A 12,880-nucleotide genomic window follows, 5' to 3' on the forward strand; every position below is an offset into this window, starting at 1 on the left:
CCATCTCCCCCTCCCCCCCTCTTCTTTAAGAGATACCAACAAGTTGTTTTTCTTTACTCTCAACGGGTGCGGAAAGTGCTTCTTCTAAATCGGCACAACCGAACCGTTCTTCTAAAATTTTCATGACTTCTCGTCCAAAATCATTTGGATTGCGTTGCCATGCTTCCAAACAAACCTTACCAAAGAAGGAACCAAGAGGTTCGGGATTCCACAGAACTTTTCGGAAATTCCATGGCATGAGACTCATGGGATTCCAGCCGTGTTTGATGATTCCCTCTTTAAAGCCATAGTCTTCTAGATGAGTGTGGGGTTGTAACCCAATGAAGAAGATAGCAGGTTCGACTTTATCAGCACCAAAAATTCTTTCCAGTTCCCGATGGTAAGCGATGGTTTGGCGAATTGTTTCCGGGCGTTCATCAATAACGTTAAAGGAGTAGTTGACGGAAACTAAGTCATTGAATCCTGCTGCTTTTAAGTCGCGGCAGTTTTGCAAGACTATTCGCAAGTTGTAACCCATCCGCATTTTGCGAACAAGTTCCTGAGATCCACTGGTAATACCAATTTCAAAGTAGTTCATTCCAGTTTTCACCATCAACTCAGACACTTTTGGTGTCAAGTTGTCAGCGCGGATGTATGCCGCCCAATGAATATCCGTCATGCCAGAATCAACGATTTTCTGTAGGAGTTCCTCAGCATCGTCTATAAATTTCCTAGCCGGGATAAATTGAGCATCTGTAAACCAGAAGTTACGTATACCGCGATTGTAAAGTTGGCGCATCTCAGCCACTACTTCAGTGGCTGGGTTAATGCGAACCTGTTTCCCTTCGACAACGGTGTAAACACAATAGCAGCAGTTGTGAGGACAACCGCGTTTGGTTTGTACGCCGATGTAAAAGTCAGCTTCTTGGAGATAGTAACTGAACTCTGGCCAAATACTTTCTATATAGTCGTAGTTACAAGCCGTTTTCTCCAATGGAGTGGGTTGTTCGTGGATCAGACGCGGGCGTGGTTGTGTCTCTCCCACCACATAACACCTTTCATCTTGAAAATCTCTGCCACTTAAAAGTTTTTCGAGCAGAGTTTCGCCCTCTCCTACAGAGACAATTGTTCCATTGGGCAGGCTTGTTCTCAGCTGTTCGTAAAATACACTGACTGCACCGCCGCCAACTATTAGGCGAGTGTCTTGATTGTAATGTCGAGCGCGGTTTAATCCACGCTTGATGAGATCTAAGTTACGCCACAGTTCCGTATAATAACTGACAAGCATCCGCAAGCTGCCTAATGCCCCATGCAATTTTAGTAAGGGGTTCTTTGAATAAAAGAATTCAAAGGAATACTGCAATGGGTTACCACCACGCCCACCGACAGGAGCATAAATTTGGATATCTCTCCAAGAAAATACGAGCAGCGTTGGTTTAAATTCGTCAATACAGCGATCTAGGGCAGTGGCATAATCTATGGGTGGCACTGTTCCTAAATCAAAAATTCTCTGCTCGACGCTGGGGAACAGCTTGTGGACGTGGTCTGAAAGATAGACAACCCCAATAGGAAATATAGGGTTACAAGGAAGGCGGACGTAAAGAATTCGATTTTTCATCACAGATGTCTTGACTGCCATTTTACCTTTGTTCGGGGAGACCGCACTAGTAATAACTGGTTTTATATGAGTTTTGTTATTTTTTGTATCTTCTCTCTAATTTTACTTGACATTTTCACTCTTCTTTTCAGATTTTTTCAAGGTTTTGCATTTAGAGGGGTTAGGGAAGAGTGATTCTCAGACTTTCTAGTGAAATTTTTTACTGGGACGACAGGAATCCTGTTTGATTTTTGAAATTTATGTATTACTTAGTAGTACGTAGGTAGGGCTAAAGCTCAGCACATCTCCTATTTGGTTGGCTTTACCCGGATTTTTCACAAAGATTTAAACGGCTTACCCAAAATGCTTATGGCACTTAGATTTGAGCTAAAATACCTCGTCAACATATTGAAATAATTCGTCGTACTGCGTCTAAAACCACAAACTCTATACAGGATAAGGGTTTTGGGAATAGCGACGCAACGCTTGTGAGAAATCCGGGTTTAGCCTTACCTACAGAACTAAAATTTTTTAGGAATGATTTAGGATTGCAATACCTCACAGATAGATGAAATGAAAAAACATTTTCGTATCTTTACAATAACATTTCATCTGATTAGAGAAATGAAAGAGCCACAAAGGTTGCTTGTAAAGTTCAGCTATAAAACCAACAATTAGAGGATTACTATATTTAGTTTTTAAGAGGTACGGAGATCGTATTTGCTTGCGTATAGTGTAGAATTGCATAAAAGGCATAAATTTTTACAAATTTTTCATATCTCCGACATACCTTAAGGTAGAAATCTTGTGTAAAAGTTCATATGGTAGTCGGAGTTACAGCTTATGGGGATCAATCAGTGTTAGCTTTATATGATGTAATATAAAATAGTGGCGTAAATAAAGCTCCTTAGCAGTTATGGCTCAAATACTAGATCCTCTACCATCCGAGCAATCGGCTATACTTTTCTGCTGCTACGTGAATGCCACAAGTAAAATACAAGTGGCACGCATATCAAACATTCCTAATTGGTATTTTGAAAGGGTTGTTTTTCCCGGACAACGGTTAGTGTTTGAAGCACCTAGAGAAGCTCAACTAGAGATTCATACGGGTATGATGGCTAGTGCAATTTTATCGGATAGAATGCCGTGCAATCGCCTTGTCATTAGTGAAGCTAGCAATTATGAGTTAGCAGCGAACTCTCAGTCAGAAATAGATCCTTTTCATAAAAAACCAATTGTTCAACCAATTCATACAAAAACCGGAGATTCTATAAAATCCTTAAACGTCGCTGGTTTAGTATCCGTTGATTAAGAAAACAAATTTGCTTAGTTTGAGGGTTGCTGTACTCAGCAGCCCTTTTATTTTAGGGAGTAGGGAGTGGGGAGTGGGGAGTAGGGAGAAAGAAGAAAAATTAAAAATTGCATTACACCTTTTACTTGTTCTTCTCCATTCTCCACTTTCTACTCCCCACTCCCCATTCCCCATTCCCCATTAAATATGGATCTACCTTCTTTTGTCTGGTTGTGGAAAATAGCGGCATGGTCCATGGGCTTGTCGTTGCTGGCGTATGTGCTGCTAGCATTTACGGGAGTTTGGATGTTTTTTAGCAGAACATCGGAACGTCTTCCTTTTATATTTCAGGGTTCTACAGACAATACGGATACACGTACTCTTCACTTGCTGATCGGCAGTTGTATGGTAAGTTTAGTACTGCTGCTGCTACTGATTGGCATTGTTGGGACTCTCGGTCACTTCGGTTCTTTGGGTCATTCTCCACATCTCTATGCTGGAGCGATCGTAGTTTTGCTTGTTTTACTTTCCGCAGGAAGCGCTTTGCTGATTAATACCAAACGTCCTTGGGCTAAGCGCGTCCATGTTGGAACCAACATCGTTCTATTCTTTGCTTTGATCTGGGTGTCGCTGACAGGATGGAATGTAGTACAAAAGTATTTGCCCTAGTGAATGTCGGTCTTGGGTTGCTTTATGGAAGCAGCAAGTACCCGATCGCGAAAGCAATCGTTTTTAGTTAGTGTGGGATCAGGAGTGTAATACTAACCCAAATCTAAAAATGGAATCATCCTCTACTTTTCGACTCTCGCCTTTAATTAGAATCACTCTTTTATCTTTATACGTAGCACTGACTACACCATTGCCGTTCTTAGCACAAGTCACAGATGCGCCTGTACCACCTGCACTGCTGTGGGTAGGCATTGCTATCGGGTTGATAGCCTTATATGCAGCATTAAGTGAACGTGTAATTGTGGATGACCAAGGAATTCAAGTTACTTATCCTAAATGGGTACCGCGTTTTTTTCGCACAGGATGGTCTCTACCTTGGTCAGAGGTTAAAAGCTTAAAACCCCGTACCACAGGACAAGGCGGGCTAGTTTACTATTTTCTCTCTCAGGATGGTAAAGCATACTTATTACCAATGCGGATTGTAGGATTTGCCCGTTTAGTTCAAATTGTCCAAGAAAAAACGGGGATAGACACATCAGATGTCTATCCTTTGGCTCAACCTTGGATGTATTTGATTTTATTAGGATTTACATTGCTGCTGCTATTAGTTGATGTCTGGACGATTACTACAGCTGTTGCTGGAGTGGGCATAAAATAAGCATCACGCAAAGACGCCAAGGTAAGCTTAGCGCCTTGGCGTAATATAATATACATAAGGTTAAAATTGGAAACTCAGCAAGACTCGCAAATGGGACAACATACTCCCAAAGCACTACTGCGCTTAGAACAAGTCAGCTTGTTTGCTAGTTTGAAAACTCAAAAGAAAGGCGAACAGTTAGGATACCCCATACTACAGGATATTTCTTTTGAGGTATTTGAGGGCGATCGCATAGCTATTACTGGACCTTCTGGTGCAGGCAAAACTTATTTGTTACGTGTGTTAAACCGTTTAAGCGAATATTCAAATGGCAACATCTATCTAGAGAACCAAGAGTATCGTCAAATTCCCATATTGCAGCTTCGTTCATCAGTCACATTGCTACCTCAAGAATCCAAACTCTTGGGGATGACAGTGAGAGAAGCTTTGGTGTATCCCTTAGTTTTACGAGGCTTACCCAAACAGACCATTCAACAACGTGTAACCCACTGGATAGAAAAGTTACACATTCCAGATGATTGGTTGGGACGGGCTGAGGTACAACTTTCCGCAGGACAAAAACAACTCGTAGCAATTGCCCGTGCTTTAGTTATTCAACCAAAAATCTTGTTACTAGACGAACCAACATCAGCCCTAGATGCTGCGACGGCAGAACAGTTAATGCAAGTTCTGTGCCAGCTTGCTCAAAACCAGCAAACAACAGTTCTCATGGTCAATCACCAACTAGATATATGCCAGAAGTTTTGTACTTGCTTGTTATATTTACAGCAAGGTCGCTTAATCAGCAATCAAAAAGAACCTCATATAAATTGGGCTGATGTCAAAGAGAATTTAACAAAAGCCAAAGCTCAAGATGAGTTTGAATTTTAGTCATTTGTCATTTGTCATTTGTCACTAATTCAACTAACAACTAACCACTAACAACTAACCACTAACCGTTGAACGTTGATTGCTAAATCTTTCTTTGGGTATTTTTGTTGTTGATTGTGGATTGTTAGCGTTAAGAACTTCCAGGTTAAATCTATAACCAACATTACGGATAGTTTGAATTAAACTTGGTTGGCGTGGATCTAATTCCACTTTTTTCCTCAAGGATAAAACGTGTGTATCAATAGTGCGGGGGTTATCGATAGCATCGGGCCAAGCACGACGTAAAAGTTCTGACCGACTTAAAGGCACTCCTCCAGCTTGCGCTAAAACATAAAGCAAACTAAATTCTTGTGGTGTTAGGTCAATGAACTCACCTTGGTAACGAACTCGACGCTGTACCAGGTCGATTTGCAAAGCACCATAATCGAGATAAGCAGGTGCAACAGGTGTGCGTTTTCGACGAATGAGCGCCTCCACTCTTGCTAAAAACTCCTGCATCCCAAAAGGTTTACTAAGATAATCATCTGCCCCTGCTTTTAACCCAGCAACTATGTCAGCCTCATTACTTCGAGCAGATAGCATGAGAATCAGAGGCTGCTGCTGACGGTGCAACCAACGACAAAATTCAATGCCATCGCCATCAGGTAAATCGGCATCAAGGATGACTAGTGTTGGCTGATTGCTTAAAAATACTTCCCTAGCTTGATATATACTTGCAGCTTGATGCACCCGATAGTCCAGTTGTTGCAAGTGCCAGCCTAGCAATGACCTCAGATGGGGATTTCCCTCAACGATTTCAATACAAACCGAACCCACGGTGGCAAGACCCCTTTGTATGTATGACCTTCAAGGTAACAAAGCAGATGTCCTAGGTTTTGTAACCCTTGTTACTTCAATCGCTATTAGCTTCAAATTTACCAATACTTATACGGGCAAGGTGTTTAATCAATGCTTGTCTTAAGCCAAATTAGTAATATTCTTAAATTTTTGTTAGACTTATCAAAACTACTTTTTGTTTAATAGCCTGCTATGGATAGAGTGCTGCTTACCGATCCTGCGATCGCGCCAAATAGCAAAAATTTACCTGTATTTTACGGTGGCAGCAACTTTAATGTACTGACAAATTAGTGTACTCTACCCCCTAACAAGAGTTATGGCATTGTTCCCTTGAATTATAACAATAACTTACCAGTCTACCCTATTCCCTGATTTATGGAATAGGATCTAAATAATTTCTAGCTAGCTCTTGGGGTTTCCCCAAAGAGGAAGATATCAACACCTATTCGCCCATGCAAAACTAGACGTGAGACTTCACATCTGGGCTTAGATCGACTACAATTTTTTTTCCAAACAGATTTCAACAGCCGTTATGCTCCAAGACACACAAACCATCCGCTATTACCAAAGACTAACCGACGCCTTCGTCGAGTTATGGAATCGCGGTTATCGCATGGATGATATGCGGATGTATTTGGATGGCTATCTAGCCGCGCTGCGTCACGGTAATGCCATTGAACCGTATCTGATTCATCGCTTAGAGGAGGAAGCCAGCCGCTACTTACACGATGTTTCAAACTTTACAATGACACAAACACAACCCCAACACGATTACCACTAATACATAGTGCAGGTATTAGTAGTAATATCAAATCACCGCAGATAATTATAGCATATTATCTGCTTTATTACCACGTCACAGTCAATAAAAATTTTGGAGATAATTTTTTAGATAAATCTATCCCCTCAGCAAACTTTGGTTTTGAAAATCGGCTGAGGGGATTTTAGATTTTGGATTGAGGATTAAGGAGATAAGTACATAATATATTCGATCTTCATCTCCCTTGTCCCCAATTGGTGGGCTTTAGCTCTACCTACGCCTAATCCCTATTCCCAACTACCAAAACAGAACGGGAGCGTAAGAGCCTCCCACTTTTAAGGGGAGGATGAAACGCGACTCGCAGGACTTTAGTCCGCAGTGTCTCTTCCCTGGGAAAGAACAAGACTATCAATCCACTCCTCAATCAAAGCAGTAACAGTCTTGTCTTTTTGAGCAGCATATAAAAGAAGTTTATGTTTTCGTCTGTCTGAGAGCCTAATTTGCAATGAATTATTTTTCATAAATGCAGATACAATGTCTTTGCATTTATGCTAGCTTATAATTAGGAGGTGATAAAAGTTGTACAAAACAATTCAAGTGAGATTAAACGTATCCGAGGAAGTCATGGCTTTCTTGGTTCATCAAGGTCATGCGGCAAACAGTTTAATAAACAGTGCTCACTATGAGATACGTCAGAGACATTATGCTGAATGCCCAAGAGTTGAGTTCTTCGACAAAGACGACTTTTATCGTACTAGTCTGAAAATCAAAACGGTAAAAGATGCAGGATACGCAACTCTTTGCGCTCTCATGAAAGATAATCCCCACTATCAACAACTAGGTGGACAGTGCGCTCAACAAACCTTAAAATCTGTTGCCGAACAATACGTAAGTTATAACGGACTGTTAAGTAGTTGGGCTAAGGGCGAAGTCAGTAAGCCATCAATGCCAACTTATCGGAAATCAGGAGGTCTTTCAGGGTTTACATATCCAGTGCAAGCTGTGACTTTGGATATTGAAACAGGGATGTGTCGCATACCAATTTCTAGGGAGTTAAATGCATTTGTTAAAGATGAATTGGGACTTAAGGAAATTTGGATTAACGGTGCAATTGGCTTTAATCCATCACAGTTAGTAGAAGTCCGAATACTGCCGAGAAATAATAATTGGTATGCAGAATACGTTTACCAGTCAGGAAATGATGGAGCAATTTGCAGTTTAGACTTAGATTGTAAAAGTGCAATTGGAATCGACCCCGGCACAGCTAGAAATTGGTTAACCTGTGTAACCACAGAAGGAAAAAGTTTTATTATTGATGTCCACAAGATCAAGGCAAGTAATCAGTGGTACAACAAACAAGTCGCAACTATTAAAGAGGGAAAACCTCAAGGTTTTTGGAATGACGAGTTAGCCCGGATAACAGAAAAACGTAACTGTCAAATGCGAGACGCTGTGAATAAGGCAGCCAGATTTATTATAAATTACTGCTTGAACTACAAAATAGGCAATGTTGTATTTGGTTGGAATACTAGACACAAAGATGGTTCTGACATGGGAAAACGCAACAACCAGAACCACGTTCAAATACCAACAGCTAAACTGAAAGAGCGAATTCAACAACTTTGTGAGGAGAATGGAATACAGTTCCATGAAACTGAGGAATCTTACACTTCTAAGAGTTCATTTTTGGATAATGACGTGCTGCCAAAGTATGGTGAAAAACCCAAGGAATGGAAGCCGTCGGGCATTAGAAATGGACGCATTTATAAAACGGCAAATGGCGCAATTGTCAATGCAGATGCTCAAGCAGCCGCCAATATTTTAAAAAAAGTAGCTATACAGCTAGGTTTCAGCCTAGTCAAGATAGTTAGGGAAGTTTTGACCCTTCCAAAGCGCTATGACTTGTTCAGGAATCTGAAAAACAGTTATAGAAAAAGAAGTTGCTATGGGAGACTTTTAGTCCCCGTAGCAACGACTGCTTAGAATCCCCCTTCTTCAGACGGGGGAGAGGTCAAGATGCCAATGCGACTTCTACCATTTGCTGCAACTCGCCTTTTTGGTAGAGTTCAAGTAAGATGTCCGAACCACCCACAAACTCACCATTAATATAAACCTGAGGAATTGTAGGCCAATTAGAGTATTCCTTAATACCTTGGCGAATATCGCCATCGTCAAGTACATTAATTGTTTCAAAAGGAACACCTAATGTATTCAGTATTTGAACAACATTGTTGGAGAAGCCACACATGGGCATGAGTTTGGTTCCTTTCATGAACACCAAAATTTTGTTCTGCTCTAATAAATTATCAAGTCGCTCTTTGAGTTCTGGAGTCATTGTCTTTGTACTTATCCTAAATATTGGGGTTAACTAATGGTGTTGTCCTTTGTCCTTCGTCATTTGTCCTTTGTCCCAAACACAAATGACAAATGACAAATGACAAATGACTAATGACTATTTTGCCAACTATCCGGAGTATAGGTTTTGAGTGCTAGGGCGTGGATAGCTTCAGTAGACATAGCCTGTCGTACTGCACTGTAAACTAACTGGTGTTGTTGCACCAGTCCCTTACCTGCAAACTGCGATGACACGACTGTGACTTGATAATGGTCACCGCCTCCAGTCAAGTCTTGCACTTGAACTACGGCATCTGGCAGTTCAGCCTTAATCATTTCCTCAACTTGCTGCGGACTAATCATCGCAATACCTGAGAACCTTACTTTATTTAGTATGATAAAACTTTAATCAAAATATAGTTTAATAAGCACGACAAACCGATATAACAGATAAGTTGTCCGGGATAGACCTTGAAGAACTTATCTGCTAGATCCGCTACAACATCCGTGGTGGGAATTCGATTATTTTTTGGCTGGGGAAGAGGTAGAAGAGGTTGCACCACCACCTTGCGCTGGAGTATCCACAAAACCCAACTCTAATAACTGTTGATAAGCTTTTTTGCCTAAATCTCGTGTGGGGTTTTGACTTTTAACGATTTGAATCAGTAACGGTACAGCTAACTCCGGTTTATTTTGTGCTCTATGTACGAGTGCAAGCTGGTAGGTTGCTTCATCTCGCATTTGAGCTGTTTCCAGTGCCTTTTTGCGCTGAGCGTCAGCAACTCTGTTGTCAATTCCTGAGAAGCTAGAGTTCAAATCCTGATAAAAATTGGATAGCTGATTAAAAACGATTCTGGCTTCTTGGAGTTTCTTCGCTGCTGCGTCGTAGTTTTGAGAAGAGACGGCATTACTTGCCTCCGTCATCAAACGCTTTCCTCCGTCAATGCTTAATAAGCTGTTATTTTGCCCTGTTGGACGAAGGTTATTGGGATCGTTGGGATCGATTGGCTGGACTTGGTTGGATCTCCCTGGAAGTTCTACTTGAGCAGCAACGGGTGATAGCAGGCAAAAAGCTAGCACCCCCGCTAGAGAAGTGAGGCGAATTAAAGGAACATTGAGAAAAAATTTCATGGGGTAAAGTGGAGTACTAACTCAATAAAATACTTATTGAAACTTCGGGTATCTTAACTCTGTTTTGTACTTTCACAAAGTAAAGCTATATCTTAAGTCTCTCTGATTTAGACTAAAAAACAATAAAATCAAGTTCCCCTCGTACCAGTACTACCATTTACCAGTCTTCTATCAGCCATTAGCCATTAGCAATTTCCGCAAATGCGTGTTGGGTAAGTTCTGCTTCATGATGGTTTAGTTTTTGAAGTGCCTTTGTTAAATCCGTTGTGAGGCGTTTGGCTTCTTGTTTGACTGATTCTTTCGTATAATTTGCTACTTCTATCGGACAACCAATGCGAACAGTCGCATCTGTACCCCAAGTTGGATAAGGTTGGCTATATTGGATGGTTATAGGTACAATTTTGACACCAAGACCGCGTTCGCTCTTAGCGCAAGCTGTACCCAGCTTATCGCCTTTGGCGCAAGCCGTACCCGGCTTATCGCTAGATTCAGCACTTAAAGCCAAACGAGAAATCCCTGGCTTTAGGGAGTGAACCTTCTCATCGCGGAAGATACCGCCTTCTGGAAAAATCACTAGAGCTTCTCCATCTCGAAGAAGCTCTACTCCATGACGTAGAGTAGAGATTGATGGACGTTGAGGATCGACAGGAAAACCGCCCATACGGCGAACAAACCAACCCTGGAGACCTTGGCACTCCGTAATGGTGACCATGAAGCGTAAATCTCGACCTGTGACGCAACGACCTGCGACATAAGGTATAAGTAGAGCATCCCACCGCGCCCGATGGGTAGGAGCAAGGATAACAGGACCTGTTTTAGGAAGATTTTCTTGTCCGGTAATTTTAATCCGTCCAAAGAAAAGTGGGATGAGAAAATGCCGTCCTAGTAAATACATGAGTGGGCTTAGCCAATGACAAACCCGAGAGGTAGTAGAATGAGCCACATTAGGGTTTGCTGGCATAGTAGCTATATTACGGGATGAATCGCAGGAAGACTGTTGCTCAATCATGACGGTGGCTGCTAACTGTTAGGTAAAATGCGCTCAAAACTCTTATTAGATACACCGTAGATTTTCTTTCGTGACTTTAGTAGTACCAATTGGACAGTTTCGCCTCTGTCCTTTAGTTAGAAACTTGTCGCCGATTAGCAAACCAAGCTTGCAATTGTTGACGACAACTAGATTCTAGAACACCTCCAATAACGCGCAGTCGGTGATTGGAAGCAGCACTATCGGGTATGTTACTAACAGTACGAATTGCCCCAGTTTTTGGATCGTCAACTCCGTAAACTAAAAGACCCACACGCGCCTGCACGATCGCACCGGCACACATAGGACAAGGTTCTAAAGTCACGTACAGAGTACATTGGTTAAGACGCCAAGTTTGTAACTTTTGGGATGCTTCCCTAATAGCAACAATTTCTGCATGAGCTGTCGGGTCTTTGTCACGCTCCTTTCTGTTCTCACCTTCTGCAATTAAATTTCCTGATGAATTAATAATAACAGCACCTACTGGGATTTCATCTGCATCACCTGCTACCTGTGCAAGGTCTAGAGCGCGACTCATCCATTTTTGATGTGCCAGATAATCTAAATGTTTAATTAACATTTTGGTTAGGAGTTAGTGGATAGTGAATAGTAGTTAGTGAGTGGTTAATTGTTCTACTAACTACTCACTGGTCACTGGTCACTGGTCACTGGTCACTGCTAACCATTAACCAAATTAAACTCAAACTTTCCTACTTGGCGATTATTGACAAAAACTTCTATAGTGTGCTTTCCAGGAGGATCGCCCGGTGACACAGTCCACGTATTTCCAATAACACCGTCTTTTGTATAGACGGTACGTTGTGTTGTTGCTTGTGTTTTGTCTTCTGATACTGAAAATTCAGATCTTGCAGGAGTCCCCCCCCAAGTTTGTGCTGCTTTTGGCAATCGATAAACCTCACGCCACGTCACTTGACCTTCATAGCCCTTCAGTTGAATGCGCCATCCATAAGCAGTTTCATTTTTTAATGGCACTTTGTTAGTAGGCGTGAAAGAAACTTTGTAATCCTGCGGGTTGACCTTGACAACGCCAAATTCTGCTTTAGCAACAGCCAACTTGGAAGTGGAATTAGATTGGGTGTCTTGTTTAATTGCCTGCTGTGTTCCAGTGAAAATTTGAGAAGGATCTTCAGCACAGGCTGGTATCAAAAGCGCTGCTGCGACGAAGACTGCAATTTTTAAGACTTTTACTTGCATAATTTTTCTTCTCTGGTACTCACCTGTATACACGTCTGTAATTATACGTATATCATAGATTATCAAAATTTCTTTGTCTTATGATGTCACCGATTGAGCGAGCAGAATATCCAATTGTCCCCTAGTATCCAATTCATGAACGTCATCACAACCACCAACGTGTTGGTTGTTAATAAAAATTTGTGGTACTGTGCGGCGTCCGTTAGAACGTTCTGCCATTTTTGCTCTAGCGGTTTCATCTCCATCAATTTTGTATTCGCTGAAGTTTACACCTTTCCACCACAAAAGCAATTTGGCACGGATACAATACGGACAGGTTTGCCAGGTATATATTTCTACATTGGCTTTAATGGATTCTGGATGGCGACCTAAGAGAGAATTAATAAAATTTACCATTTTCGTTATTTAACTGTTTTTTATGTATGGTACCACCAGTGACCAGTGACCAGTGACCAGTGACCAGTGAACAGCGAACAGTGAACAGTTAAAAATATTACATTAACTATAAAAGA

General features: G+C 41.5%; 16 protein-coding genes. 6 read left to right on the forward strand and 10 right to left on the reverse strand.

The window, feature by feature from the left end:
• Positions 1-25: 25 nt before the first annotated feature.
• Entirely contained in the window at positions 26-1,618 is a 1,593-nt protein-coding gene (locus tag WA1_RS39310) for a photosystem II high light acclimation radical SAM protein (RefSeq protein WP_017746090.1), read from the reverse strand.
• An 874-nt stretch (positions 1,619-2,492) separates the two neighbouring features.
• On the opposite strand from WA1_RS39310, the gene WA1_RS39315 reads away from it, so the two are divergent.
• From WA1_RS39315 to WA1_RS39330, 4 genes are all read left to right on the forward strand, one after another.
• Positions 2,493-2,888 (forward strand): DUF1830 domain-containing protein, encoded by a 396-nt coding sequence (locus WA1_RS39315; RefSeq protein ID WP_017746091.1) that lies wholly within the window; start codon positions 2,493-2,495, stop codon positions 2,886-2,888.
• A gap of 186 nt (positions 2,889-3,074) precedes the next feature.
• A complete protein-coding gene (locus WA1_RS39320) occupies positions 3,075-3,536 on the forward strand; it encodes a DUF4079 domain-containing protein (RefSeq protein ID WP_026134961.1) in 462 nt (153 codons plus the stop codon).
• 109 nt (positions 3,537-3,645) lie between these two features.
• The gene (locus tag WA1_RS39325; protein ID WP_017746093.1) at positions 3,646-4,194 is read left to right on the forward strand and encodes a hypothetical protein; all 549 of its coding nucleotides are present in this window, start codon (positions 3,646-3,648) and stop codon (positions 4,192-4,194) included.
• Between the two features lie 90 nt (positions 4,195-4,284).
• Positions 4,285-5,064 (forward strand): ABC transporter ATP-binding protein, encoded by a 780-nt coding sequence (locus WA1_RS39330; RefSeq protein WP_017746094.1) that lies wholly within the window; start codon positions 4,285-4,287, stop codon positions 5,062-5,064.
• Positions 5,065-5,118: 54 nt separating this feature from the next.
• Here WA1_RS39330 and WA1_RS39335 read toward each other — a convergent pair whose 3' ends face one another.
• On the reverse strand, positions 5,119-5,880 hold the full coding sequence (locus WA1_RS39335) for a response regulator transcription factor (RefSeq protein ID WP_017746095.1): 762 nt from the start codon (positions 5,878-5,880) through the stop codon (positions 5,119-5,121).
• Positions 5,881-6,433: 553 nt separating this feature from the next.
• Between WA1_RS39335 and WA1_RS39340 the strand changes: the two genes are divergently transcribed.
• Positions 6,434-6,682, forward strand: coding sequence for a DUF6761 family protein (locus WA1_RS39340; RefSeq protein ID WP_017746096.1), 249 nt, complete (start codon positions 6,434-6,436; stop codon positions 6,680-6,682).
• A gap of 347 nt (positions 6,683-7,029) precedes the next feature.
• On the opposite strand, the gene WA1_RS58385 is transcribed toward WA1_RS39340, so the two are convergent.
• Positions 7,030-7,182, reverse strand: a complete 153-nt coding sequence (locus WA1_RS58385) for a hypothetical protein (protein ID WP_017746097.1) — start codon at positions 7,180-7,182, stop codon at positions 7,030-7,032.
• A gap of 58 nt (positions 7,183-7,240) precedes the next feature.
• Here WA1_RS58385 and WA1_RS39345 point away from each other — a divergent pair, with 58 nt between their 5' ends.
• Positions 7,241-8,644, forward strand: a complete 1,404-nt coding sequence (locus WA1_RS39345) for an RNA-guided endonuclease InsQ/TnpB family protein (protein WP_026134962.1) — start codon at positions 7,241-7,243, stop codon at positions 8,642-8,644.
• A 28-nt stretch (positions 8,645-8,672) separates the two neighbouring features.
• Here WA1_RS39345 and grxD read toward each other — a convergent pair whose 3' ends face one another.
• The 7 genes from grxD to grxC form a co-directional block, all read right to left on the reverse strand.
• Positions 8,673-8,996: a Grx4 family monothiol glutaredoxin gene (gene grxD, locus WA1_RS39350; RefSeq protein WP_017746099.1), complete on the reverse strand. Its 324-nt coding sequence runs from the start codon at positions 8,994-8,996 to the stop codon at positions 8,673-8,675.
• A 110-nt stretch (positions 8,997-9,106) separates the two neighbouring features.
• The gene (locus WA1_RS39355) at positions 9,107-9,358 is read right to left on the reverse strand and encodes a BolA family protein (RefSeq protein ID WP_017746100.1); all 252 of its coding nucleotides are present in this window, start codon (positions 9,356-9,358) and stop codon (positions 9,107-9,109) included.
• Between the two features lie 159 nt (positions 9,359-9,517).
• A complete protein-coding gene (locus WA1_RS39360) occupies positions 9,518-10,126 on the reverse strand; it encodes a hypothetical protein (RefSeq protein WP_017746101.1) in 609 nt (202 codons plus the stop codon).
• Positions 10,127-10,304: 178 nt separating this feature from the next.
• Entirely contained in the window at positions 10,305-11,135 is an 831-nt protein-coding gene (locus tag WA1_RS39365) for a lysophospholipid acyltransferase family protein (RefSeq protein ID WP_017746102.1), read from the reverse strand.
• A gap of 112 nt (positions 11,136-11,247) precedes the next feature.
• Complete coding sequence (gene tadA, locus WA1_RS39370) at positions 11,248-11,733, reverse strand: tRNA adenosine(34) deaminase TadA (RefSeq protein ID WP_017746103.1); 486 nt, start codon at positions 11,731-11,733, stop codon at positions 11,248-11,250.
• Between the two features lie 98 nt (positions 11,734-11,831).
• Positions 11,832-12,368, reverse strand: coding sequence for a hypothetical protein (locus WA1_RS39375; RefSeq protein ID WP_017746104.1), 537 nt, complete (start codon positions 12,366-12,368; stop codon positions 11,832-11,834).
• A 78-nt stretch (positions 12,369-12,446) separates the two neighbouring features.
• Positions 12,447-12,764, reverse strand: coding sequence for a glutaredoxin 3 (grxC, locus tag WA1_RS39380; RefSeq protein WP_017746105.1), 318 nt, complete (start codon positions 12,762-12,764; stop codon positions 12,447-12,449).
• Positions 12,765-12,880: the final 116 nt, after the last annotated feature.

This window comes from Scytonema hofmannii PCC 7110 (assembly GCF_000346485.2).
Taxonomy (GTDB): Bacteria; Cyanobacteriota; Cyanobacteriia; order Cyanobacteriales; family Nostocaceae; genus Scytonema; species Scytonema hofmannii.